Annotated in this window: 25 protein-coding genes; 12 read left to right on the forward strand and 13 right to left on the reverse strand. The window is 63.4% G+C overall.

From position 1 onward, the window contains the following. Positions 1-30 precede the first annotated feature (30 nt). On the forward strand, positions 31-252 hold the full coding sequence (locus NKI99_RS03445) for a hypothetical protein (protein WP_013532531.1): 222 nt from the start codon (positions 31-33) through the stop codon (positions 250-252). Positions 253-255: 3 nt separating this feature from the next. Here the strand turns inward: NKI99_RS03445 and NKI99_RS03450 are convergent, their stop codons facing one another. Continuing rightward, positions 256-762, reverse strand: a complete 507-nt coding sequence (locus NKI99_RS03450; protein ID WP_352609768.1) for an OsmC family protein — start codon at positions 760-762, stop codon at positions 256-258. A 203-nt stretch (positions 763-965) separates the two neighbouring features. On the opposite strand from NKI99_RS03450, the gene aguA reads away from it, so the two are divergent. Together aguA and NKI99_RS03460 are read left to right on the forward strand one after the other, a co-directional pair. Next, on the forward strand, positions 966-2,072 hold the full coding sequence (gene aguA / locus NKI99_RS03455) for an agmatine deiminase (RefSeq protein WP_352609770.1): 1,107 nt from the start codon (positions 966-968) through the stop codon (positions 2,070-2,072). Between the two features lie 45 nt (positions 2,073-2,117). Further along, on the forward strand, positions 2,118-3,212 hold the full coding sequence (locus NKI99_RS03460; RefSeq protein ID WP_352609773.1) for a polyamine ABC transporter substrate-binding protein: 1,095 nt from the start codon (positions 2,118-2,120) through the stop codon (positions 3,210-3,212). Positions 3,213-3,285: 73 nt separating this feature from the next. On the opposite strand, the gene NKI99_RS03465 is transcribed toward NKI99_RS03460, so the two are convergent. Further along, positions 3,286-3,993, reverse strand: coding sequence for a helix-turn-helix transcriptional regulator (locus tag NKI99_RS03465; protein ID WP_352609775.1), 708 nt, complete (start codon positions 3,991-3,993; stop codon positions 3,286-3,288). 153 nt (positions 3,994-4,146) lie between these two features. Between NKI99_RS03465 and NKI99_RS03470 the strand changes: the two genes are divergently transcribed. The 3 genes from NKI99_RS03470 to NKI99_RS03480 all read left to right on the forward strand — a co-directional run bounded on the left by NKI99_RS03470 (position 4,147) and on the right by NKI99_RS03480 (position 7,699). After that, positions 4,147-5,664: a S10 family peptidase gene (locus NKI99_RS03470; RefSeq protein ID WP_352442162.1), complete on the forward strand. Its 1,518-nt coding sequence runs from the start codon at positions 4,147-4,149 to the stop codon at positions 5,662-5,664. Between the two features lie 178 nt (positions 5,665-5,842). Continuing rightward, positions 5,843-6,730, forward strand: a complete 888-nt coding sequence (locus tag NKI99_RS03475) for a DMT family transporter (protein ID WP_128303058.1) — start codon at positions 5,843-5,845, stop codon at positions 6,728-6,730. A 60-nt stretch (positions 6,731-6,790) separates the two neighbouring features. After that, a complete protein-coding gene (locus NKI99_RS03480; RefSeq protein ID WP_352609778.1) occupies positions 6,791-7,699 on the forward strand; it encodes a DMT family transporter in 909 nt (302 codons plus the stop codon). A 164-nt stretch (positions 7,700-7,863) separates the two neighbouring features. Here NKI99_RS03480 and NKI99_RS03485 read toward each other — a convergent pair whose 3' ends face one another. Beyond that, positions 7,864-8,721: a LysR substrate-binding domain-containing protein gene (locus NKI99_RS03485; protein WP_352609781.1), complete on the reverse strand. Its 858-nt coding sequence runs from the start codon at positions 8,719-8,721 to the stop codon at positions 7,864-7,866. Between the two features lie 113 nt (positions 8,722-8,834). Here NKI99_RS03485 and NKI99_RS03490 point away from each other — a divergent pair, with 113 nt between their 5' ends. Both NKI99_RS03490 and NKI99_RS03495 read left to right on the forward strand, forming a co-directional pair. After that, the gene (locus NKI99_RS03490; RefSeq protein ID WP_352609784.1) at positions 8,835-9,242 is read left to right on the forward strand and encodes a tautomerase family protein; all 408 of its coding nucleotides are present in this window, start codon (positions 8,835-8,837) and stop codon (positions 9,240-9,242) included. Positions 9,243-9,365: 123 nt separating this feature from the next. Beyond that, positions 9,366-11,588: an AMP-binding protein gene (locus NKI99_RS03495; protein WP_352609786.1), complete on the forward strand. Its 2,223-nt coding sequence runs from the start codon at positions 9,366-9,368 to the stop codon at positions 11,586-11,588. A 234-nt stretch (positions 11,589-11,822) separates the two neighbouring features. Here NKI99_RS03495 and NKI99_RS03500 read toward each other — a convergent pair whose 3' ends face one another. The 6 genes from NKI99_RS03500 to NKI99_RS03525 form a co-directional block, all read right to left on the reverse strand. Next, positions 11,823-12,641, reverse strand: a complete 819-nt coding sequence (locus NKI99_RS03500) for a CDP-alcohol phosphatidyltransferase family protein (protein ID WP_502895160.1) — start codon at positions 12,639-12,641, stop codon at positions 11,823-11,825. Positions 12,642-12,644: 3 nt separating this feature from the next. Beyond that, positions 12,645-13,343, reverse strand: coding sequence for a phosphatidylserine decarboxylase (locus NKI99_RS03505; protein ID WP_352442157.1), 699 nt, complete (start codon positions 13,341-13,343; stop codon positions 12,645-12,647). A gap of 283 nt (positions 13,344-13,626) precedes the next feature. Continuing rightward, entirely contained in the window at positions 13,627-13,974 is a 348-nt protein-coding gene (locus NKI99_RS03510; RefSeq protein WP_023813733.1) for an antibiotic biosynthesis monooxygenase family protein, read from the reverse strand. A gap of 121 nt (positions 13,975-14,095) precedes the next feature. After that, positions 14,096-15,976, reverse strand: a complete 1,881-nt coding sequence (locus tag NKI99_RS03515) for an ABCB family ABC transporter ATP-binding protein/permease (RefSeq protein WP_023813732.1) — start codon at positions 15,974-15,976, stop codon at positions 14,096-14,098. A gap of 76 nt (positions 15,977-16,052) precedes the next feature. Then, positions 16,053-16,385 (reverse strand): ArsR/SmtB family transcription factor, encoded by a 333-nt coding sequence (locus NKI99_RS03520; protein ID WP_031213736.1) that lies wholly within the window; start codon positions 16,383-16,385, stop codon positions 16,053-16,055. A 67-nt stretch (positions 16,386-16,452) separates the two neighbouring features. Continuing rightward, entirely contained in the window at positions 16,453-17,385 is a 933-nt protein-coding gene (locus NKI99_RS03525) for a LysR family transcriptional regulator (protein WP_031213735.1), read from the reverse strand. A 95-nt stretch (positions 17,386-17,480) separates the two neighbouring features. Between NKI99_RS03525 and NKI99_RS03530 the strand changes: the two genes are divergently transcribed. Next, entirely contained in the window at positions 17,481-18,275 is a 795-nt protein-coding gene (locus NKI99_RS03530; RefSeq protein WP_023813729.1) for an NAD(P)H-dependent oxidoreductase, read from the forward strand. A gap of 24 nt (positions 18,276-18,299) precedes the next feature. Here the strand turns inward: NKI99_RS03530 and NKI99_RS03535 are convergent, their stop codons facing one another. After that, positions 18,300-19,784: a LysM peptidoglycan-binding domain-containing protein gene (locus tag NKI99_RS03535; protein ID WP_128303054.1), complete on the reverse strand. Its 1,485-nt coding sequence runs from the start codon at positions 19,782-19,784 to the stop codon at positions 18,300-18,302. A gap of 143 nt (positions 19,785-19,927) precedes the next feature. On the opposite strand from NKI99_RS03535, the gene NKI99_RS03540 reads away from it, so the two are divergent. Next, a complete protein-coding gene (locus NKI99_RS03540) occupies positions 19,928-20,539 on the forward strand; it encodes an LOG family protein (RefSeq protein ID WP_023812907.1) in 612 nt (203 codons plus the stop codon). 113 nt (positions 20,540-20,652) lie between these two features. Here the strand turns inward: NKI99_RS03540 and NKI99_RS03545 are convergent, their stop codons facing one another. Then, positions 20,653-21,537: a LysR substrate-binding domain-containing protein gene (locus NKI99_RS03545; RefSeq protein WP_023812906.1), complete on the reverse strand. Its 885-nt coding sequence runs from the start codon at positions 21,535-21,537 to the stop codon at positions 20,653-20,655. A 108-nt stretch (positions 21,538-21,645) separates the two neighbouring features. On the opposite strand from NKI99_RS03545, the gene NKI99_RS03550 reads away from it, so the two are divergent. After that, on the forward strand, positions 21,646-21,936 hold the full coding sequence (locus NKI99_RS03550) for a muconolactone Delta-isomerase family protein (RefSeq protein WP_128303053.1): 291 nt from the start codon (positions 21,646-21,648) through the stop codon (positions 21,934-21,936). A 179-nt stretch (positions 21,937-22,115) separates the two neighbouring features. Continuing rightward, positions 22,116-23,114 carry a transporter gene (locus NKI99_RS03555; protein WP_352609789.1) on the forward strand — a complete coding sequence of 333 codons (999 nt, stop codon included), beginning with the start codon at positions 22,116-22,118 and terminating at the stop codon, positions 23,112-23,114. Positions 23,115-23,130: 16 nt separating this feature from the next. On the opposite strand, the gene NKI99_RS03560 is transcribed toward NKI99_RS03555, so the two are convergent. Beyond that, the gene (locus tag NKI99_RS03560; protein ID WP_023812903.1) at positions 23,131-23,817 is read right to left on the reverse strand and encodes a glutathione S-transferase family protein; all 687 of its coding nucleotides are present in this window, start codon (positions 23,815-23,817) and stop codon (positions 23,131-23,133) included. A 9-nt stretch (positions 23,818-23,826) separates the two neighbouring features. Next, positions 23,827-24,753 carry an EamA family transporter RarD gene (gene rarD / locus NKI99_RS03565; protein ID WP_352609792.1) on the reverse strand — a complete coding sequence of 309 codons (927 nt, stop codon included), beginning with the start codon at positions 24,751-24,753 and terminating at the stop codon, positions 23,827-23,829. Positions 24,754-24,800 lie beyond the last annotated feature (47 nt).

A 24,800-nucleotide genomic window follows, 5' to 3' on the forward strand; every position in this document is an offset into this window, starting at 1 on the left:
AGCGCCCACTGGCAGAATGAGGAAATCCCCATGGCTACGACCGCAGCAGCGTTGGTCTGGTATCTGGTAATCGCCGGCCCGCAAGGCGGCATGGTCGTGCTGCCCAGCACCTTCGACAAGCGCGAACAGTGCACCGCCGCCATCACCGAGTATCAGAAACAGCCGACACCGGCCGGCTGGTCTGTACAATGCGTGCCGAGCGCCTCGCCATTCACTGACGAGGGCGACGCCGAAGAACCGTCAGCGCAGTAAGCATCAGCGGCGTGCGCTGACCGTCAGCTCCGGCTTCTGGCTGATGGTCTGGAATACCACGCAATAACGCTCGGTCAGCTTCAGCAGCGAGTCTATCCGCTCCTGCGGCTCAGCGGTGTCGAGGGTGAAATTGAGCCGGATGGCGCGAAAGCCGACCGGTGCATCCTTGGCAACGCCGAGCGTGCCGCGAAAATCGAGATCGCCTTCGGCTTCCACCGTGGCGGCGCCGAGCTTGAACTCGAGCGCCGTCGCCACCGCCTTCAGCGTCACCCCGGCGCAGGCGACCAACGCTTCCAGCAGCATGTCGCCCGAGCAGAGTTCAAGCCCTGAGCCGCCTGTTGCCGGATGCAGGCCGGCGATGGCGAGCGCCCTGCCCGTCTCCACCTTGCAGGCAACCGACTGGTCATCGATCGAGCCCCTGGCGCGAAGCGTGATCAGAGCCTGCGAAGCATCGTCACGATAGGCCTGCTTCAGCGGCGCCTGCATGGCCTTCAGTTCGGTCGCATCCATCCGCTTTCCCCTTTCGTCGACTGCTTGCGTCACCGGCATACGCCGTCCGGTCGAGATTTGCGCCGATCACCGTGGGAAGGCAATGCCGTTCCGCAACAGGAGACAGCCGCCAACACCGATATCCCAAATGGGACATTGACGGACAAGGTCCCAAAAACGTCTGATCCGGGCAAGTCATCACTCCATTTCCCGGCGGTCCCAAGATGCCCCGTACCCTTTCGACAAGGCCGAAACAGGATGGGTTTCGCGCGCCCGGCGAATTCGAACTCAAATCAGGCTGCTGGATGATCTGGCCGGAGCGACCGGACACCTGGCGCCTCGGCGCCAAGCCCGCGCAAAAGCTGTTCGTGGATGTCGCCGCGGCGATCGCGCAAAGCGAGCCGGTGACGGTGGTGGCCTCTGCTCGCCAGTGGCAGAATGCCCGAGCGCGATTGCCCGGTCATGTGCGGGTCGTGGAGATGTCCACCAACGATTCCTGGCTGCGCGACAGCGGTCCCAATTTCGTCGTCAACGATCAAGGCGACGTGCGTGGCGTCGATTGGATCTTCAACGCCTATGGCGGTTTCGACGGTGGCCTCTATTCGCCATGGGACCTGGATGACCTGGCGGCGCAAAAAGTGCTCGAAATCGAGAACATGGATCGCTACCGCGCACCTCTGATCGCCGAGGGTGGCGGGTTGCAATGTGATGGCCAAGGTACGCTCATCACGACGGAGCAATGCCTGCTCAACCGAAATCGCAACGCCCACCTCGGCAAGACCGAGGTGGAACGCCAGCTCGGCGACTATCTCGGTGTCGACACCGTCATCTGGCTGCCACGCGGCCTCGCCTTCGACGAGACCGACGGCCATGTCGACGACGTCTGCTGTTTCGTGCGCCCCGGGGTCGTCGTGCTGAGCTGGACCGACAATCGGGAGGATCCGCAATATGAGATCGTACGGGAAGCCGAAGAGGTGTTGCGTTCGGCCCGCGACGCGCGCGACCGCCCGCTGGAAGTTCACCGGCTGCCCCACCCCTTGCCGATCGAGATGACGCCGGAAGAAAGCGACAGCGTGGACCGGCTGGATTCGACCTGGGCGCGACCGGCCGGAAACCGGATCGCGGCGAGCTACATCAACTACTATCCGGGCAACAGCGTCGTGGTGGTACCGCAGTTCGGCTGCGATCTCGATGTGAAAGCCAAGCAGACGCTGGCCGAGCTGTTTCCCGACCACAAGATAGTCGGCATCGAAAACTCACGCGAGATCCTGCTGGGTGGCGGCAATGTCGCCTGCATCACCTTGCCGGTCTATGCCCCGCAACGGCGTTGAGGGACGGGGCATGCCCAAAACAGATAGCGAAAACGGAGGACATTTATGCGCGCTCTGATCTTCTCAACCCTGCTTGCCTGCGGCATCTGCGCAAATGCGGCTTCGGCTGACGAGGAAAAGATCGTCAACGTCTACAACTGGTCCGACTACATCGCGCAGGACACGGCCGAGAAATTCGAGAAGGAGACGGGCATCAAGGTTCGCTACGATGTCTATGACGGCAACGAGGTGCTTGAAACCAAGCTGCTCACCGGCGGCTCGGGATATGACGTGGTCTACCCCTCAGCCTATCCGTTCCTGAAGAACCAGGTGAAGGCGGGGGCGTTCCTGGAACTCGACAAATCGAAGCTTGCCAACCATTCGAAGATCGATCCGCAGGCCCTGGCGCTGATCGCGGGCGCCGACCCGCAGAACCTGCATGCCGTGCCCTATATGGCCGTCACCGACGGCATTGGCTACAACGTCGCCGCGGTGAAGCAGAGGCTGCCGGACGCGCCGACGGATTCCTTCGCCATGGTCTTCGACGTGGACGTGGTCAAAAAACTCTCCGATTGCGGCGTGGCCATGATCGATGCGCCGGCGGAAGTCATCCCGATGGCGATGAACTATCTTCACATCGACCCCAAATCGACCAGTCCCGACGACCTCGCCAAGGTCGAGGACCTGATGGGCAAGGTGCGGCCCTACATCCGCTATTTCCATTCGTCCAAATACATCAACGACCTCGCCAACGGCGACATCTGCGTGGTGCTGGGCTGGTCGGGGGACATCCTCCAGGCAAGGACCCGTGCGGCGGAATCCGTGAAGAAGCTGGAGATCGCCTATTTCATTCCCAGGGAAGGCACGCTCATCAACTTCGATACGATGGCGGTGCCGAAAGATGCGCCGCATCCCGACAACGCCCAGGCCTGGATCGACTTCAATCTGCGGCCCGATATCGCCGCGGCCAATTCCAGCTATGTCTCCTACGCCAATGCGATACCGGAATCCCTGCCGCTGATGGACAAGGCGATAGCCAGCGATCCCGGGGTCTTTCCGCCTGATGCCGTGAAGGCCAAGCTGTTTGTGGTGGACAACAACGACCCAAAGCTGCTGCGATCACAAAACCGCATGTGGACGCGCATCGTGACGGGGCAATAGAGCAATTCCGGGAAAAGTGCGCAGCGGTTTTTCCGGGAAAGCGCGGAGCGCTTTTAGCGCCGCTCGGAAGCCGTCAATCCCGAGCGACGTCGCGGAGGGTCGCCAGCAGCTCGACCTGGGAGTGCACGCCGAGCTTGCGGTAGATCTGTTTGATGTGGTTGCGGACGGTGCCGGGCGAGACGGCGAGACTTCGCGAAATGCTCTTGGCATTGCCGCCATCGACCAGATGCCGCGCAATCTCGGCCTCGCGCCTGCTCAGCCGCGAGCGAGCGTCACCGATTGCGGCGCCCTTGTGCCGGAAGCGGCACAGATGAAGCAATCTTTCCAAAATGAGCCTTGTCGCGCTGCTTGCCGCGCAAGCCGTTGCCAAATCCTGCTCGCCAAACGGTTCTGCCCCGTTTCGCCTGAGAAAAGTGACATAGCCAGCGGTCAGCCCGTCGAGATTGAAGACGCCGGTAATCTCGTCGAAACTGTCGGAAGGGCCGAAGAATTCGCGATAGTAGGGGGTGCGCTGGAAGTCGCCATTGCGGAGTGCCGACAGCGGCAACAGGAAATCCTGCCTTGTGCTGGCGAACCTCTGGAAGAAGGGATCCTGGCGATACAGTCGTGCATCGTAGTCGCGGTTCCAGCGATCGGGGCCGGCATCGTCGATGGTCAGGGACGTGATATCGCGACGGTAAAAGCCGACATAGGCGCGGTCGGAGCCAAGCAACTCGCTCGCCGCTGCCGTGAAGCGAGCCGACAATTCTTCGGGAGTCGCGGCAACGGCCGCAGCGGCCACACCGCCGCTCCAGCGTCCAAACTGATCGAGGGAAACGTTCGACTGCATTCCGGCTCACAGTAGCGCAAGCCGTTAGAAGTTCAAAACAGCCATTTCCTTTGACTTCGAACCTCTCGGCCATACCTATGCGGGAGTCGTTGTCGCGGAGCCATCATGCCGGTCAAGCTGAAACTGATCTGCCTTATCCTGCCGATGCTTGCCGTCCTGGCGCAGCCCGTCCTGGCTGAAACAGCGGAGCGGCCGGCGCCCTCGGGCGGCGTTCTGTCCCTGCTGCCGCCGCCGCAGACAACCAACCATTCGATCACGCTGGCCGGAAGAAAGCTGGATTACCAGGCAAAAGCCGCCACCCTGTCGCTGCTTTCCGGCAAGGGCGACGTCACGGCGGAGATCTTCTATGTCGCCTACACGCTGGAGCCGCCGGCAAGCGGGGCCAAAGACCCGCAGCGGCCGATCACCTTCGTGTTCAACGGCGGCCCTGGAGCAGCGTCCGCCTATCTGCACATCGGCGCGCTCGGCCCGCGTATAATCGCAATGGGAGCCGACGGCGAATTCCTGCCGTCACCGCAAAGACTGATCGACAATCCCGACAGCTGGCTCGACATGACCGATCTCGTCTTCGTCGATCCGGTGGGAACCGGCTATAGCCGCGAGGCACCGGGGCAGGACACGCGCGATTTCTGGGGCGTCAACCAGGATGCCAGCTCGATTGGCGCCTTCATCCGGCTCTATCTCGCGCAGAACGGCCGCACCGGGTCGCCGCTGTTCCTTGCCGGTGAAAGCTATGGCGGGTTCCGCGCGGCGCTGCTCGCCAGGACATTGCAGGAAGATATCGGCATCAGTCCGAACGGCATCGTGCTGATCTCCCCGGCGCTGGAGTTCACGCTGGTGCAGCCCGACGAATTCGAGCCGCTGCATTGGGCGCTCGAACTGCCTTCACTGGCGGCGGTGCGCCTGCGCGCCGAAGGCGTCAGCGGCGATGCATTGCGGGAGAAGCTGGCAGACGTCGAACATTATGCGATGGGCGATTACCTTACGGCGCTCACCAGCGGACTGGAGCAAGGCAGGCGGCTGGCCAGTCAACGCGTGGCTGACATCACCGGCCTGCCGCTCGACCTGGTGCAGCGGAACTCCGCCCGCATTCCCACCGGCCTGTTCGCAAGGGAGTTCGCCCGCGCCAGCGGCAAGGTGCTCAGCCCCTATGACGCCACGATCGGCACGGCCGACATCGCGCCCGAGAGCGCTCGCATCGCCGGCCCGGATCCGGTGCTCGACCGCAGCGTGCCGGCGCTGACGTCGGCGTTCGTCGGCTATATCAGCGACGAACTGCATTTCCGCACCGATGTCAGCTATCGGCTGCTCAATGGCGAAATCAGCCATAATTGGGACTACGGGACCAGCGCGTCACGGCAAGGCTATGCCGGGGTAATGGACGATCTGCAGCGAGCACGCTCGCTGAACCCCTCGCTCGGCGTCGTGATCGTCAACGGCTACACCGACCTGGTCACGCCTTACCTCGCCTCGCGCTACCTGGTGAACCAGATCCCGTCGCTCGCCAATGCCAAGCCTATCCGTCTCGATGTCGTCGAGGGCGGGCACATGATGTATTTCCGATCCGATGGTCGGCGCGCCCTGAAAGAGGCCGCTTCGGAGCTTTACCAGGCGACGCAATAGGCTTGGCGACAGTGCAACTCGCCATGGACCCCTGCCCCAACATAAGCACCGGGCTGGCGTAGCGCCGCAGCGGTTTTCGCCCGTATAGCTTGGCGCCAAGGGAGCTGAATTCACAGTTCCCTTGTGTCGCTCCTCACAGCATTTCTGCCGCTCCGGCAATTTTGGTCCCACGCGCCTTATGGCCGATATCGCCATTCTCGAAACACGCGAGCGGGTTCTTGCAGGCATCCTGCTGACCGGTGCGGCCTATCTGCTGTTTTCGACACAGGATGCTTCGATCAAGCTGTTGGTCGTCGGCATGAGCGTCTGGCAGATCATGTTCTTCCGCAGCATCACCATTCTGGGTGCGTGCGCGGCGATCGGCGGACGACAGTTGTTTGCTGACACGATGCGCTCGCCGATCGTGCGGCCGATGCTGGTGCGCAGTGCCTTCACGCTTGCTGCGTGGCTCTGCTACTACAACGCGGCGCGCAGCCTGCAGCTGGCCGAACTGACCACCGTCTATTACGCGGCCCCAATCATTGTCACCGTGCTTTCGGTGTTCCTGCTCGGCGAAAAGGTGCCGATGCTGCGCTGGCTGGCGGTGCTGATCGGCTTTGCCGGCGTGTTCATCGCTTGCGATCCGACTCATCTCGGCCTGTCCGTGCCGGTGCTGCTGGTGCTGGCGGCCGCCTTCTTGTGGGGCATCGCCATCGTACTCTTGCGCAAAACCGCCCTTGCCGAGCGCTCGATGATCCAACTCCTGCTCAACAATTTCTATTTCCTGCTGTTTTCGGCGGTACCGGCGTTGTTGTGGTGGCGGACACCGGACGGGGCTCAGTTGCTGCTCCTTGCCAGCGTCGGCGCACTCGGCGGCCTGGCACAATACCTTCTCTTCGAAGGCATGAAGCGCACACCGGCTTCGGTCCTCGCTCCGCTGGAATACACCTCGCTGTTGTGGGCATTCGCACTCGGCTTTGCGATCTGGGGCGACGTGCCGCGTCGCGAAGTGTTCCTGGGCGCTGCCCTGATCGTCGCCGCCGGCCTGTTGATCGTCGGCACCGAGCATTTCCGCAAACGCCTATGATGTGGATCGCCATCACTGCTGACACTACGATGTCAGGACTGAACGGCGTAGGCTTGCCGTATGACTGATATTGCAGCCACCGCCGACACCACCGCGGAGCGCACGCTGGGCATCATCCTGGTGTCATCCTCGGCGGCCGTCTTCGGCCTCACTGGCGTTCTGACAAAATCGATCCATGCCGACCCGCTGACCATCATCTGCTGGCGCGGCTTCGTCGGCTCGATCCTGGTCAGCCTCTATGTGCTGTGGCGGCGCCACCGCTCCGGCGGGCGTGATAGCCTGCGGCTTGGCTGGCGCGGCTGGCTGCTGGCGGTGGAAGGGGCTCTCGCCAGCATCGCTTTCATATCGGCATTCAAGTTCACCTTCGTTGCCAATGTCGCCGTCATCTATGCCACAGCACCTTTCGTTACCGCGCTGCTGGCCTGGGTTCTGACGCGCGAACCCTTCCGGTTGCAGACGATGGTCGCCGCCGCCGTGTCACTGTGCGGCGTGGCGATCATGGTCTGGTCCGGCTTCGGCACCGGCAATCTGTTCGGCGACGGACTGGCACTGCTGATGACCATCGGCAGCGGCCTCTACATGATCATGGTGCGCGCCTTCCGCGACACGCCCGTGGTGTGGGCCGGTGCGGTTTCGGCTTTCCTGTTGTTCGTGCTCGGCTGGTTCGTCGCCGATCCGCTGGCGGTTTCGCCAAGGGACGCCGTTCTGCTCGCCACTTTCGGCGCGTCCTTCGCACTCTCCTCGATCCTGTGGACGGAGGGCGCGCGGCTCATCCCGCCGGCCGAATCCGGGCTGCTCGGCTCGGCCGAAGTGCCGTTCGCGATCCTGTTTGCCTTCCTGTTCCTGGGCGAGATTGCCCCAGCCGCCAGCATGATCGGCGGCGTCATCGTGTTGTGTGCGGTGTTTGCCCATGCGGGGCGGGATTGGCTGATGGCCCGCTCGCAACGCTTAGCATCAAATATTTCTTAAAAAAGTGACGCGGTCACGGAACCATCATCCGGGTCAGGCATTATTGCTGCGACGGGCCATCCCCAAGTCCCCCCAAACCCCTCGGCCCGTCCTACTCCAAGCCGACCGTAAGGTCGGCTTTTTCTTTGCCCCCAAGCCGACCGTAAGGTCGGCTTTTTCTTCATTCAACCGCCCGACAGGGCAAGGTTACCGCCGAGCAGGGCCGCCAGATCGCCCGCCGGACCATCGGCGCCAGCGCGCAGCCGGATGGCGAACTCAGCCATTGGAACCTGTGGCAGGCCAAGCTCGCGCGGTGCCTCGACAATGCCGGAATGGGCAAAGCGGGCCGTTCGCAGCGTCAGCGCGACACCGGCGTTCACCGCCGTGCGCAGGCCGGCCAGGCTGGCGCTGCCGGCAGCAATATGATAGCGGCGGCCGGCAGCATCGAGTGCGGCAAGTGCTGCTTCGCGAAAACCGCAATATGGGTCGAGCAGCGCCAGCGGCAGTTCCTCCTGCCGCGTGGCCAGCCCCTTTTGTGAGCATAGCCATATCATCGGCTCGCGCAGCACACCGACTTCGTCCGGCGCTGCCGCCTGGCGCATGACGATCGCCAGATCGAGGCCGCCAGACTGCAGCGCCTGCGCCAGTTCGGCGGAGCGGCCGACCCGCAGTTCGATCCTGACGCGCCGATGGCTGCCGGCGAAGGCACGCAGCAGATCCGGCAGGCCGCTGTCGGCGAAATCCTGTGTCGTGCCGATGGCGACGCGTCCGGCAGCGCGGGCGCCCTTAAGCGCCAGCCATGCCTCGCGATGGGCGGCAAGGATCCGCCTAGCATGGCCGACGAGGTCTTCGCCTGCAGGGGTCAAGCCGCGTCCTCGCCCTTGCGGCGCCAGCAGCGGCTCACCGACGATTTCCTCCAGCCGCTGCATCTGGGCGGTCACCGCCGAGGGCGAGCGGCCAACGCTTGCAGCCGCCTGGGCCAGCGAGCCGCTGTCGACGAAAGCAAGGAAGGTTCGGAGCAGATCGGGATCCAGTGTTTCCATACTTCGATCTTATCGAATCTTCAGTTAAAAACAATTCGATTTTTTTGACCTAAAGATGATGGCATGGTTGTTTCAACGGCGATCGGACGCCGCTCAAGCCAAGGAGAAGAAAAATGCCCATCATCAACGTCAGCGTCACCGGCAAGCCTGACGCGGCGCTTTCCGCTCGCATCGCAAAGGAGGCCACGGAAATCACCGCGACGCAGCTGCGCAAGGACCCGACGATCACGGCAGTTGCCGTGTCCTATGTCGATCCGCAGCACTGGTTCGCCGGCGGCAAGTCGCTGGCCGAGCACGGCACCAACACGTTCTGGCTTGATATCAAGGTGGTCGACGGCACCAACACCAAGCTCGAGCTGGAAGCCTATCTGAAGGCGATCTTCGCAGCCTTCGGCCGTCTGCTGGGCGCAGTGCACGAGGAGAGCTACGCCTTCGTGCATGAAGTGCCGGCAGCCGCTTACGGCTATGGCGGCAAGACGCAGGAATTTCGTTTCATCAGTGGACGGCTGCAGGCGGCGTGAGAAGCAGCTTCCCGCACCAAGGGAAGCAAAAGCTCCGCATTGACCTTGCTCCCACATCGTCTAGGTTCTGGCCGACACGGCCGCAAAGAGCCGAGATGCTAAAAACGTTGGGAGAGACGCGGCATGATCCTGACACTGGCGCTGCTTGCGGGTCTTGTTCTGGCCTGGCTGCTGATCGGCGTGGCGGAAAAATTCCGCCTCGGCCTGCGCTTCACCCAGGCGCTGCTCTATGTGCCGTTCAAGCTCGCCTACCGGATCGGAGATAGCCGCATCAGGATCGCCCGCAAGGCGCAGGCCCCAGTCATCTACGTCATCTCGCATCAATCGCGCTTCGAGCCGGCGCTGATGCTGTCGCTGCTGCCGGAAGACACGCTGCATATTCTCGATGAGGTCTCGGCGCGCTCGCCGTGGCTCGAACCTTGGCGCGAGCTTGGCCGCACCATCGCCTTCAACGCCGAACATGTCTTCGTCAGCCGCCGGTTGGTGCGGGTGCTGAAGGGCAAGGGCCGGCTCGCTGTCTATTTGCCGGATGCGGTCGAGCCCGACGTCAAGACGTTTCGGCTGTTTCGTGCCGTCACCCGCATCGCCATGCAGGCCGATGCCAAGATCGTGCCGATCTTCGTCGGCGGCGCGCGCAGCCTGCCGGTGTCGCTGACGCCCGCGGACAAGGCACCACGACACTGGTTTCCGCAGCTGTCGATCAGCGTGCTGGAGCCGATGACCATCGCCGAACTGGTGGCGCGCAATCCCGAGCAGGCCTCGAACACCAACGCGCTGTTCGACCGTGTCGCCGAGGCGCGGCTCTTCGGCACCAACCTCGATCGTGGCCTGTTCCTGGCCATGCGCGATGCCGCCGACCGCGTCGGCGCTTCGCACACGATCATAGAAGACGTCATCTTGGGTGCGTTGAGCTACCGCAAGATGTTCATCGGCGCCCGCGTCCTGGGCAGGCGCTTCGAGGCCGTCACGGCGCCGGGCGAAGCGGTCGGTGTGATGCTGCCCAACGCCAATGGCGTCGTGCTGTCGCTCACCGGCCTTCTGTCGGCCGGCCGGGTGGCGGCGATGATCAACTATACGGCCGGGCCGGCGAGCGTCACCGCGGCCGTGCGCACGGCGGTGATAAGGACCGTGATTTCGTCCCGCGCGTTCGTCGAGAAGGCCGACCTTGCCGATATCGTCGCGGCGGTCGAAAAGGGCGGCGCCAGGCTGCTTTGGCTGGAGGATGTGCGGGAAAGCGTAACCACATTGGACAACCTTGCCGCCGCCTTGCTGTGGCGCTGGCCGCTGCAGCGGCAGGATGCGGCCAAGCCGGCGGTGATCCTGTTCACCTCCGGTTCGGAAGGCACGCCGAAAGCGGTCGTGCTGTCGCACAAGAACCTTTACGCCAACGCCATGCAGGCCGAGGCGCGGATCACCATCTCGCCCGCCGACATCCTGCTCAACGTGCTGCCGGTGTTCCATTCGTTCGGCCTGACGGGCGGCACCATCCTGCCGCTGGTCACCGGGGTAAAGCTGTTCCTCTACCCCTCGCCGCTGCACTACAAGATCATTCCCGAGGTTGCGCGCAAGGTAAAACCGACCATCATGTTCGGCACCGACACATTCCTCGCCAACTATGCGCGCACCGCCAAGGACGGTGATTTTTCCAGCCTGCGCTTCGTCGTCGCCGGCGCCGAGGCGGTGAAGCCGGAAACCCGCCGCGTCTACCGCGAACGCTTCCAAGCCGAAATCATCGAAGGGTTCGGGCTGACGGAGGCGGCACCCGTGGTTGCCGTCAACACCGCAATCCATGGCCGCGACGGCACGGTGGGTCGGCTGCTGCCGGCCATGCGCATGAAGCTCGAGCCGGTCGACGGCATCTCCGACGCCGGCCAATTGTGGCTCGACGGACCGAACCTGATGATGGGCTACATGACCGCGGACCGCCCCGGTGAATTGCAGCCGCTGACCGGCTGGCACGACACCGGCGACATCGTTGCCGTCGACCGCGAAGGCTTCATCACCATTCGCGGACGCGCCAAGCGCTTCGCCAAGATCGCCGGCGAGATGGTGTCGCTGGGTGCGGTGGAGATGCTGGTGCAGTCGCTGTGGCCGGAAGAGCACCACGCGGCTGTGGCCGTGCCCGACAAGAGGCGCGGCGAGCGCATCGTGCTGGTCACCACCGCCGACGACGCCAATCCCGACGAATTGCGCAAATTCGGCAAACAGGCGGGTGCTGCCGAACTGATGGTGCCGAACGACATCGTTAAGGTCGAGGAAATCCCGGTGCTGGGATCCGGCAAGACCGACTATGTGTCGACGAGAAAGCTGGCGATCGACAGGCTGGGGCTCGGCGTCGCGGCGTAAATACCTCGCGGTCGTCATCCTAGGGCGAAGCAAGGAGCGAAGCGACGCGGCGCAGACCCTAGGATCCATTCCGTGACATTCACGTCACGCGCGGCCATTCAGAAGGCGACCGGCGCCAAGCGATTGCCAGTTCTCGTCCGTTGCGCTTTTTGGCTGAGGTCACGGCATGGATCCCAGGGTCTTCGCAACGTCGCTTCGCTCCTGCTTCGCCCTAGGATGACGAAAGCGTAGGTTCTAACCTATATCCGAAGGCGGCACCTTCTCGCCCTCCAGCTTGGCGCGCTTCGAATAGGCGCGCACGCTGAACGGCAGGAAGATCAGGTAGCCGGCGACCGAAGCGGTCAGCGTGTACCAGGGATAGGTCATCAACAGGAGCACGTAGAGGACGACACCCAGGATGATCGGCAACACCTTGTCGCCCGGGATTCTCAGGCTCTTGCCGGAATAGACAGGCAGCCGGCTGACCAGCAGGAAAGCGACCAGGATGGTGAAGCCGGTGGCGACGAAGGCTGCTGGACGACTGGGCTCCAGACCTGTGCGCAGGAAATAGAGATAAAGCGGCAGCATCACCAGCACGGCGCCAGCCGGCGCCGGCACGCCGACGAAATATTCGGACTGCCATATGGGGCGATCGGCCTTCTCGTCATCGAGCACGTTGAAACGGGCGAGGCGCAGCCCGCAGGCGATGGCGAACAGCAGTGCCGCGATCCAGCCCGGCGAACCGGCGCGGTCGAGCAGGAAGGCATAGAGCACCAGAGCCGGCGCCACGCCGAAATTGACGATGTCGGCCAGCGAATCCATCTGAGCGCCGAATTTGGATGTCGCCTTCAGCATCCGCGCCAAGCGGCCGTCAATGCCGTCGAGGAAGGCTGCAAGCAGCACCATCACCACCGCCGGCTCGAAGCGGCCTTCGAAGCCGAAGCGGATGCCGGACAGGCCGGCGCAAATGGCGAGCACGGTGACCAGATTGGGCAGCACCATGCGCATCGGGATTTCGCGGATGCGCGGACCGCCGCTGGCATGGGCCTCGAACTTTTTGTATTGCGTGCCCACCGGTCAGGAAACCCGAACAAGAGGCGTGCCGGCAACACCGCCGAATTCGGCCAGCACGGTTTCGCCGCCAACCGCCGTCTGGCCGACTGCAACGCGCGGCGTCGCGGTCAGGGGCAGGAACACATCGACACGCGAGCCGAAGCGGATCAGGCCAAAACGCTCGCCAGTGCCGATCGAGCCGCCGGCCTCGGCCCAGCAGACGATGCGGCGCGCCACCAGGCCGGCGATCTGGACGGCCGCGACCGTGCCATTGGGGCTCTCGATGACCAGGCCGTTGCGCTCGTTCTCGGTGCTGGCCTTGTCCAGTTCGGCATTGAGGAATTTGCCCGGCCGATGTTCGATTTTCGCAATACGGCCGCGCACCGGGGCGCGGTTCACGTGGCAGGAGAAGACGTTCATGAACACCGAGATGCGGGTCATCTCGACATTGCCGAGGCCGAGTTCGCGCGGCGGCACGGCGGGTCCGACCGCCGAGATGATGCCGTCGGCGGGGCTGACCACCAGGCGGTCATCTACCGGCGTGACGCGCTCGGGATCGCGAAAGAAATAGACGCACCAGGCCGTCAGTATCAGACCGATCCAGAACAGGATCGAGGAGAAATAACCGAGGAAAAGCGTCGCCGCGCCAAAGGCTGCGATGAAGGGATAGCCCTCGCGATGGATCGGTACGAACGCGTTCTTGACCGTATCGACAAGGCTCATCGGTAATAAACAGGCTCCGTTTCAAGTCCGGCCTCAATAGCCGAAAGCCCCCCTCGCCGCAACGCAACAATAGGGAAGGCCGTATTGGGTGCGCCGGCAGGGGTCGCGATCCGCTTGCTAGGTCGGTGTCGTTGTCGGCAGAATTCGGGACACCGACGGTTCAAGGCGCCGGAAAAGGTTGCCCGTCCATGATCCCAAATCCGAAGGCTTCTGAAGCCCGCACCGGCCAGGTGCTCAGCGTCGAAGCGCCGGCACCTGGCATCGGCTGGCGGTAGCAGCCTTGCTACAGCCCGGGAACCCTCTGATAGTTGGCGATGTCGGCGCGAACGCCGAGCCGGGCGATCGTCTCCTGCGGGTTGAAGGCGATGCGCTCGTGCGCGGCTTTGACGATCGGCACGACGTTGTCGACGGCCGCCTGGCTCTCCCATTCGACGATGGTGACGAGGTTGAATTCGCCTGGGCCTGAGAATTGCTCGAGCAGGAAATCCTGCACAAAGCCTTGTTGCAGACGCAGCAATTCATGCGTCGTCCGGACCTTGGCGAGTATCTCCTTGCGAGCGGCGGCCGGGACGACGAATTTGTCCACCCTGAACACGCTGCCCCCGTCAACAGTCTGATTTGTCTCGCTCATTCGATTGCTCCGTTTTTTAAACACGCTAGTTGGCGGGCTCCAAGAACGGCCTACGATCTCAACTTAAGTTGAGGTCAAGCGGAAATTTTCTCTTTTCCCCTCGTTGGAGAAGGAAACGGTGTCAATTCACCTCCGACGTTCGTCGACGAACGACAACGCCAAGCTCGTCGCCCTCGCGGGCGATGCGTAGGCGCTCCTCGGCCTCGGTCGCCTCGCGCTGGCGGTCCCACATCGAGGCGTAGAGGCCATGCTTGCGCATCAGCTCGGCATGGGTGCCGCGCTCGGCGATCTGGCCGTCCTGCAGCACGATGATCTCATCAGCGGTAATCACCGTCGACAGGCGGTGGGCGATGACGATGGTGGTGCGGCCACGGCTGACCAGATCGAGCGCGGCCTGGATTTCCTGTTCGGTGTGGCTGTCGAGCGCCGAGGTCGCTTCGTCGAGCATCAGGATCGGCGGCGCCTTCAGGATGGTGCGGGCGATCGCCACGCGCTGCTTCTCGCCGCCCGAAAGTTTTAGCCCGCGTTCGCCGACCATCGACTTGTAACCGTCAGGCAATCGCTCGATGAACGGGCCGATCTGGGCGAGTTCGGCGGCCTTCTGCATATCCTCCTCGCTGGCGCCGATGCGGCCATAGCGGATGTTGTAGGCGATGGTGTCGTTGAACAGTACGGTGTCCTGCGGCACCATGCCGATCGCTCCGCGCAGGCTCTCCTGCGTCACGTCCCTGATATCCTGGCCGTCGATCAGCACCTGGCCGGACTGGACGTCGTAGAAGCGGAACAGAAGCCGCGAGATGGTCGACTTGCCGGCGCCCGAGGGCCCGACAATGGCCACGGTCTTGCCGGCCGGCACCTCGAAGCTGATGCCCTTCAGGATCTTGCGGTTGGGGTCATAGGAAAAATGCACGTCGCGGAACTCGACCTTGCCGGCGCTGACAGTAAGTGGCTTCGCGTCCGGCTTGTCGACGATCTCCTGCGGCACATCCAGAAGGTCGAACATCTGCTCGATGTCGGTCAGCCCCTGGCGGATTTCGCGGTAGATGAAGCCGATGAAATTGAGCGGCACCGACAGCTGCATCAGCATGGCATTGATGAAGACGAAGTCGCCGACCGTCTGCGTGCCGGCCTGCACTTCCAGCGCCGACATGCACATGACGATGACGGTGCCGAGGCCAAAGATGATGCCTTGGCCGAAGTTCAGCCAGCCGAGCGAGGTCCAGATCCGGGTCGCTGCGACCTCGTAGCGTGCCATCGAGCGGTCGAAGCGCTCGGCTTCCATGCCCTCATTGTTGAAATATTTCACCGTCTCGTAATTGAGCAACGAGTCGATTGCCTTGGTGTTGGCATCGGTGTCGCTGTCGTTCATGTCGCGGCGGATCGAGATGCGCCAGTCGCTGGCGCGGACCGTGAACCAGACATAGACCCAGACGGTGACCGCGACGACGACTACGTATTTCCAGCCATAGGTGTAGGCGAAGATGCCGGTGGTCAGCGCGAATTCGAGGATGGTCGGCGCCGTGTTGAGCATGATGAAGCGCACGATCGTCTCGATACCCTTGGTGCCGCGCTCGATGATGCGCGACAGGCCGCCGGTGCGGCGCTCGAGATGGAAGCGCAGCGACAGTTGGTGCATGTGGACGAAGGTGCGGAAGGCGAGCTGGCGCACCGCGTATTGGCCGACACGGGCAAACAAGGCGTCGCGCAATTGATTGAAGCCAAGTTGCACCAGGCGCACGACATTGTAGGCAACGACCAGCATGACCGGCGCCAGCAGAAAACTCGGCAGCGGCGGCACCGATTTGGCGTCGCCGGCCAGCGCGTCGGTCGCCCATTTGAAAAAATAGGGACCGGCGACCAGCGTCAGCTTGGCGACGACCAACAGAAGCGTCGCCCATGTGACCCGGGCTCTCAGATCGGCGCGATCCGCCGGCCACATATAGGGCCACAAATTGAGCAGCGTCTTGAAGGTCGAGGAGTCGGAGACGGTTTTTTCGGCCATTTCTTGTGCCTTCTTCTTATGTCTTTTTGACCATGATCTCGTCCGAGAACCGGGCTCCACTTTTCGGGATCATGGTCTAGCGGCCGGAGCAGCAGGAATTGACGAGCGCGGCCACCGACGCGGAAACATCGGCAAGTGCGGCACGATCGACCTCGTAGCGCGAGCGCTGACGGTCGGGTTCGAACCGGACCAGCCCGGCTTCGACCAGTATCTTCAAATGTTGTGACACAGTGGACTGCGCCAGATCGAAACGGTCGACAACCTCGCGGCAGCAGCAGGAGTTGCTTGCGGACAGGTATTTCAGGATTTCGATCCGAGCCGGGTGCGAAAGTGCTGCCAGCCGGGTGGCAACGGCTCGGCTGTCCGGGGCGCAGCCAGGCATACCTATTTCAGCTAGGGATTCGCTCATCGTCCATCGGCGATAAACGATGGTCGACGCTGCTGCAAGCTACTCTTCTGGGCAGAGCAGATAGCGGCTAACGCTTTGGACTGGACTTCTCGATCCCCGGGATGCCGGCAATCCGCTCAGCCAGGAAGTCGACCATCAGGCGGACCCTTGCAACGCCCGCGCGCTCCGGGACGATCAGCATGTTCAAAGGGGCGGACGGCAGTGAATAATCATCCAGTATCGTCTCGAGCAGGCCCGCCGCCAAAAGATCGTCGACAAGCCATCGGTGAGCCGGTGCGACCCCTCGACCCGCGAGCAAAGCCTCGCGCGCGGCAAGCCCATGGTCGACACGCAGGCGCCCCGCGAAAGGCACCATATGGCGCTCGCCTCCGGCGCCCTGCAAGGCAAGAGTTTCACTCCCCGCCACGTTCGACATCCGGATACCCTCATGTCCAGACAGATCCGACGGGATAGCCGGTCTGCCTCGCTGCGCCAGATAATCCGGCGATGCCACGAGCAGGCGCCGTGACAGGCCGAGGGCCCGCAGCCTCAATGAGCTGTCGGTGAGCGGCCCCAACCGAAGCGCGATGTCGACACCTTCCCTGACGAGGTCGACACGCTCATCGCTGAGGCTGAGGTCAACGCCGATGTCGGGATATCGGTCCTGAAAGTCGAAGATGAGTCGGCTGGTGTGCAAGACCCCGAAAGCGGCAGTACAGGATATCCGGACGGTGCCGGCCGGCGCGCCACGTGCGCCCCGCGCTTCGTCGCCGGCCTGCTCGACAAGGCGCAGGATCTGGACGCTGTTGGCATAGTAGCGGCTGCCCTCGTCGGTCAGCGTGACCCGCCGGGTGGTCCTGCTGAGCAAAGGCGCACCCACTGCCTCTTCGAGTTCCTGCAGATGCCGCGTGACCGTCGATTGTCCGATACCCAGTTCACCGGCAACCAAGGACAGATTGCCCCGTTCCGCGACGCGAACGAAGGTGCGCATGCGTTCGAGGGTGATGTCCGATTTATCCACTATTCGGCACAATCTTATGCATTACGAATATATAGCGGATTGCGTCGATATTGCCTAGCTAAGGGACCAGTTTTTCAATCCCCGGAGTCCCCCGCATGAAAATCCTACTTGTCTTCGCACATCCCGAATCCCGCTCGCTCAACGGCGCGCTCCGCGACGTCGCCATCAGAGAACTCGAGGCACAAGGCCACGAAGTGCGGGTGACGGACCTCTACGCCCAGGGTTGGAAATCAGCGGTTGATCGGGCCGACTTTCCGGTTTTGGCGCCGGGCGCGCGGCTGATGCCTGCCGCAGCGTCAAAAAAGTCTTTCGAGGCCGACGCGCTGACAGAGGACGTCAAGGCCGAGATCGCAAAGCTGCTATGGGCGGATGCCCTGATTCTCCAGTTTCCGCTCTGGTGGTTTGCCATGCCGGCGATCCTCAAGGGCTGGGTCGACAGGGTCTTTGCCTACGGCTTCGCTTACGGCGTGGGCGAACATAGCGACAAACGATGGGGCGACCGCTACGGCGAGGGAACCTTGATGGGCAAGCGCGCAATGTTGATCGTGACCGCCGGCGGCTGGGAGGAGCACTATGCCCCTCGCGGCGTCAACGGACCAATTGATGATCTGCTGTTCCCGATCAACCACGGGATCCTCTACTACCCGGGCTACGACGTCCTTCCGCCATTCGTCGTCTACAGCGTCGACCGCTTCGGTGAAGCCGACTTCGAACCCACCGCCGAGCGCCTGCGCGAGAGGATGAGAACGCTCGCGACCACGCAACCCATCCCCTATCGCCGGCAGAATGGCGGCGACTATTTGATTCCGAGCATGAAACTACGCCCCGACCTGGGGGATCCGAACATGATCGGATTCAAACTGCACCTGAGCGGCTCAGCACACCAGTAGATTTCGACCTGGACGGCCTTGGATCTAGTTGGTCTTGGCCGGCGCTGTCGTTGCCTGCTCGCCCATCGTCTTGAGGTCGGCTGCCTCGCCTTCCTTCGACTTTTCCGGGACCTTGAACACCTGCCCCGGCCAGATGCGGTCGGGATCACTGATCTGGTCCTGGTTGGCGAGGTAGATGGTCGAGAAGCGTACGCCATGGCCGTAGACGCGCCGCGAGATCCGCCACAGCGTATCGTTGCGGCGGATGATGACGGCGCCGTCGGCGTGTTCGAGCTTGGGCGCCACGGTCTCGGGCACATCGCTTGGCGGCGTCGCCTCCGCCACAACGGCCGGAGCCTCGGTGGCGGGAGCAGGCGTCGTGGCCGGGGCCGTCCCGGCCGCGGCCGGCGCCTCGGCGGCGGCAGGTGCGGCCGGCTTGGGCTGAACGGGCTTCGGCGCCGAGGGTGCCACGGCGGCGACCGCTTCGCCGGGCTCGCGCTCGAACGGCACGGCTGCGCGGGCCACAACTGTCACACCGTCGGTATCGAGGCCGTCGACACGAATTGTGTAGCTGCCGACCGGAATGTCGCGCGTCGCCTCGACCAGGAAATGACCGTCCGTCGAAGTTTGCGCATCACCGAGCAGGATATCGTTGGCATAGGCGCGCACCTTGCGGCCGGCATCGGCGAGACCGGCGACAAAGATCTTGCTGCCGTCGATCTCGACCGCCTCGACGACGATCTTGGGCTCGGTCACGCCTGCAGCGGGCGGCGTCGCCGGCGCTGCAGGAGCCGGTGCTGCTTCTACCACGGCAGGAGCCGGTGCTGCTTCTACGACGGCAGGTGCCGGGGCGGCTGGTGCCGGAGCAGTTGCGGGCGCTTCGGCTGCGGGAGCAGCCGGCGCGGCGGCCGGAGCAGCCGGCTTTGTTTCGGGCGCCGGAACGGTGAGCAGTTCGGCCGGTTTGCCCGGCTCCTCGACCATTGCCAGCACCTGGCCGGCGGCATCCTTGGGAACCGAAACGACAGCGGTCTGCACCGAAGGGGTGACGACATCGCCCGTGGTCGCGCGCAGTGCGATTGTATAGTCGCCGGGCTTCAGCGGATCGTCCAGCACGATGACAAATGCGCCATCGGGACCGGCAACCGTCGAGCCAAGCACGGTCGTGCCGTTGAGGATCTCGACCTTTGCGTTGGGCGCTGCATTGCCGGCAACGACGATCGAGCCATTGCCCTCGACGCGCACGACGTCAAAGGACGGTGCGACGGGACCGGCCGCAGCCGGCGCCGCCGCGGCCGGTGCCGTTGCCTGGGGCACCGCGGCGGGAGCCGCGGGGACCTCCGCGGCGGGCAGCCGCGCTTCGGTGCCGGGATCGGCCGATTTTGGCGCTGCGGGCGACGTCTGCGCCGCCACTTGCGCCGGCGGCGTGGGATTGAGATACGGGTCGAGTGCGCCCGATACATAGGCGGTTCCCGCGGCAGCAACGGTCCCACCCGCCGCGAACAGGAACGCCTTCAGTGGATTAATTGCCATATTTCCCTACCCCTTAGCCACCTAACGCCGGTCTAGCTTGTTTTGCCAATGCCGACAAGAAAAACGGGCCGACAAGAAAAAGCCCGGGCTTGTTGACCCTTGGGGCTTGACCACGCTTTCAGACCCAATCACCAATCATCGGCATGAACACGATTCGATCCGTCTGCGTCTATTGCGGCTCGTCTCCGGGCCGTGATGAAATCTATATCAAGGCCGGAAACCTGCTCGGACGCTCGATTGCCAAAGCAGGAATGCGGCTGGTCTATGGCGGCGGCACCAAAGGCATCATGGGCGCTGTCGCCGAAGGCGCTTTGCGCGCCGGCGGCAAGGTGACGGGCATCATTCCGCGCTTCCTGATCAACAGGGAGGCAACCGAAACCGCGCTTGACCGGCTCGACGAGTTGCTGATCACCGACAACATGCACGAGCGCAAACACAAGATGTTCGAGAAATCCGACGCCTTTGTGGCGCTGCCGGGGGGCATCGGCACGGTCGAGGAGATCGTCGAGGTGATGACCTGGGCGCAGCTTGGCCATCATCGCAAACCGATCGTCTTCGGCAATGTCGGAGGATTCTGGGATCCGATGCTGACGCTGCTCGATCACATGGCCGCTGAGGGCTTCATCCACACCGCGCAACGGGTCAAGCCGCTGGTTGTCGACGACCCCGAAGCGATCGTCGCCGCCATCATGGTGGCTGGATCCTCCGTAGACGCCCCGACCGAGGGCGTGCAGTCGGTGATAGACAAGATGTAGGGGAATACGGGAGTAAGGCAGTAGGGGAATATGTGAAGTGCCTGGGAACGGCGCCCCCTATTCCCCTATTCCCCTATTCCCCTATTCCCCTATTCCCCTATTCCCCTATTCCTCTATTCCTCAGCTGCCTGCCGCAAATCGGCAATCACCGCCCGTCGGTCATGACGCCGCCAGGCGAGATAGATGGAGACCGTGCGGTCGAACCACGGCAGGTCGCGAAATACGATCCGCGGCGGCGCAGCGACACGCAGGCTGGCTTGCACCGTCGCAAGGCCGAGACCGGCGCTGACAAGGCCGAGCGAGGTCAGCGGGTCCGCCGTCTCATAGGCGATGTCGGGCAGAAAGCCGGCCTTGGCGCAGGCGGCAAGGAACTGGCCGCGATTGGTGTCGTCCGGCTGGCGCACGACGGTGATCCAGGTGCGACCGTCAAGGTGGTCGGGCCCAATCTCTGGCACTTCAGCAAGCGGATCATCTTCGGGGATCGCCAGCACCAGCGGCTCATGCCGCAGCGCTATCGCGGCGACATCCGGGTCATCATCGGCTGGCGGCGAGTAGACAAAGCCCAGATCCAGCGACCGCTGCCGTAGCCCTTCCAACTGCGCCGCCGAACGCAGGCTTCTCAGCTGCAGGTGGAAATCCGGCCGGTCGCGACGGAACTGGCGCAGCATCCCAGCGACAAGCCCGGCATGAACGGCGCCTTCGACATAGCCGATGGCGAGCCGGCCGACGGCGCCGCTGGCCAGGTTGCGGCCGAACTGCTCCAAACGTCGCGCATTGGACAGCAGCGCGCGGGCTTCGACGAGGAAGGCGCGGCCCTCGGCGTTGAGGTGGACCCGCTGCTTTGCCCGTTCGAACAAAGCGACGCCGAGTTGCTCCTCGAGCTGGATGATCTGCCGGCTGAGTGGCGACTGAGAAATATGCAGCATTTCGGCGGCGCGCCCGACATTGCCGGTTTCGGCGACGGTGACGAAATAGCGGAGCTGACGCAGATCGAACATTTTTCTCCGGGCTCCAGTCCCCCCAGGTCTCAACTTTAGCCTAACCAGTCTTGGACAGTCTGACCGGCGGGAGCGATAATTCGGCCATTCCAACCAAAGGAGACCGCCATGCAGTTCTTTGCCCTTCTCACCCGCAACACCGAAAAATTTGCCGATGCCGATTTCGCTCCGCTTCTACCCGGCGAAGCCGAACAGCGGCGCACGCTCTATGCCGAAGGCGCGGTACGCCAGATGTGGAACCGAGGCGACATCCCGGGCAGCGGCATGATGTTCGAGGCAGCCGATGATGCAGAGGTTCGCGCCCACCTCGCCACCTTGCCGTTGGTCAAGGCCGGCATGATGGACATTGCCGCAATCGTATCCCTAAAGCCCTACCCCGGCTTCGGCCCGAAGCACTGACAGGGACACAATCCGGGGGTGGCGAAGGCCGTCACCACCGGATTGACGTAGGTGATCGACAGACCGTGATCGGCTGTCAAGAAACCGTCACACGGAACCGGGTTCGCTCGTGCTAGAAATCAAGGCCAGGCAGCCGCCGTGCGGTGCCATCTTCGGAACATGCATCTGGCACCGCCCCCATGGATATCACTGTCGCCCCGGAAGGCACCGACCTGTCGCCCTACCTGCCCGACGAGCACGGATTGTTCTTCATCTATCACTTCACCGCTGAGGGCGTGCGAACCAGGGACGCCGCCGCCGCGCACTGGACATGGCGCAGCTACCAGCTTTCCGACATGCGCGCTCGCCATGAGATCGGCACCGATCAGGCTTTGCCGGCACCGGTGCGTGAAGCTTTCCTGTCCGCCAGCCATGGCTGCCACATCGACCTCGAGGACGACTGGCTCTATGGCGACCTGCCGGATGTGCGCCATGACTATTCGGCGGAAGCGGGCGGACTTGGCCATTTCCGCTTCGCCCTCAACGACACCATGCTGGTCGGCGCCCGCAAGCAGCCGCTGCAGTCTGTCGATAACATCCGCAAGGCGATCGAGAACGGATCGCGCAAATTCCGCTCGCCGGCCGCGCTGATCGAGGCGGTCGTCGGCCAGTCGTTCGACGGCATGGTGGCCGAACTTGCGGCACTTGGCGACAGTCTCGACGGCATCGAGGATCGCATCGTCTGCGACGCATGGCACAATGAGCGGCAGGCGCTGGTCGACGCGCGCCGGCACCTGGTGGTGATCCACCGGCAGATGGCGACGCTGACCAATCTGTTTCGCCATCTCGACCATTCGCACCGCAACGACCTGCCGGATTCCATCAACGACATGGCGGCGCGGCTGTCGCATCGTGCGCAGACGCTGCACTATGACGGCGAGCAGTTGCAGGCCCGCGCCCGGCTTTTGCAAGACGAGCTGATGGCCAAGCTGACAACGCAGTCGAACCGGCTGCTGTACGTACTGTCGGTGATGACGGCGGTGCTGTTGCCGATGACCATCATCTCCGGCCTGTTCGGCATGAATGTCGGCGGCCTGCCGCTGGTCGACACGCCAATGGGCTTCTGGGTGGTGACGGCGGTAGCGATGGTAATCGCGGGAGCGACCTATCTCTTTGTCAGGCGGCTCGGACAGATGTAGCACCCGCCGGCGGCTATCACGCCGTGGCGCGAAGATCCTCGATGACTGTGCCGGCGGCGGCCACTTCCGCTTCGTGATCGGACTCGCGCCAGATTTCGGCAAGGCCAGCCGCATACCATTCGCGCATCGCCGGTAGAGCAAGCAATTGCGCCGGATAAGCCGCAGCCGCACCCTCGAAGGGGAGCCCATAGGACTGGGCGCGGAACGCCACCGGAGCAAAGAAAGCGTCGACGGCGGTGAAATGAGCGCCGGCCAGAAACGGCCCGCCGAAACGGGCAAGACCATCATTCCAGAGGTCACCGAGGCGGAAAAGGTCCTGCTTCAGCCCATCGGACATCGGGAACGGCTTTACCCGCACGCCGCAACTCATCGGGCATGCCCCGCGCAATGCGGTGAAGCTCGAATGCATCTCGGCGGCGGCCGAGCGTGCCCAGGCGCGCGCCTTGGCTTCGACGGGCCACACGCCATGGTGGCGTTCGGCCAGATATTCGACGATGGCCAGCGAATCCCAGACCGCCCAGCCGTCCTCGATCAGGCACGGCACCCGGCCGCTGGGCGAAAACGACCGGTAGAGTTCCCAGCTCGATGCGGTCGGGAATGGCGTCAGCCGCTCCTCGAATGGGATATCCAGCGCGCGCATCAACACCCAGGGCCGCAGCGACCATGAGGAATAGTTCTTGTTGGCGATATGCAGCAGGTACATCGAAACTCCTTACCGTGCGGGCTGCGGCGCGGCGCGGCGCGCTGTCGTCAACATCGACCAGGAATAGACCGCCAAGGCCGCCCAGATCAGCGCGAACGCAATCGCCTGGGTGGTGCCGAAAGGCTCGTCGAAGATCAGAACGGCGATCAGGAACACCATGGTCGGCGCGATATATTGCATGATGCCGATGGTTGACAGGCGCAGCAGCTTGGCGCCGAAGGCGAACAGCAGCAGCGGTATCGACGTGACTGGACCGCAGCCGATCAGCAGCGCCCTATCGGCACCGCTGCTGGATACGATGTGGTCCTGCCCGGTCGCGATGAGATAAACGATGTAGCCAAGTGCCGGCACCGACAGCAGAAGCACTTCGAGCAAAAATCCCTGGCTCGGTCCGATCGGCAGCGTCTTGCGGAAGAAGCCGTAGGCGGCGAAGGAAAAAGCCAACGCCAGCGACACCCAGGGCAGCTTGCCGCCCTCGATGGTCAGCACCGCGACCGCGACGGCCGCCAGCACCACCGCCGCGATCTGCAGCCGGTCGAGGCGCTCGGCAAGCAGCAGCGCGCCGACAACGACGCTGACCAGTGGATTGATGTAGTAGCCGAGCGCGGTCTCGACAGTGCGGTCGACGGCAATCGCCCAGACATAGATGCCCCAGTTGACCGAAATCAGCGCAGCCGTCAGCGCGGCCATGGCGATGGTGCGCGGCGAACGCTGTGCCGCCTTGAAATCCGCCGTGCGGCCGGCCCAGATCAGGACGGCGGCGGCGATCGGCACCGACCAGACGATGCGATGGGCAATGACTTCGGCGAGCGGCAGATGAGCGACCGCCTTCATGTAAAAAGGCAGCAGCCCCCATAGCAGATAGGCCCCCAGTGCCAGCAGGAAGCCGCGACGGGCCTTGGAATCCGCATCCAGGGTGATTGTTTCAGTGGCCATGGGCCAACGCTATGGCCCAGCCACCTTGGCAAGACCATCGCAAAGTT

Origin of the sequence: Mesorhizobium sp. M0239 (assembly GCF_040321815.1) — a bacterium.
In the GTDB taxonomy this organism is placed as follows: Bacteria; Pseudomonadota; Alphaproteobacteria; order Rhizobiales; family Rhizobiaceae; genus Mesorhizobium.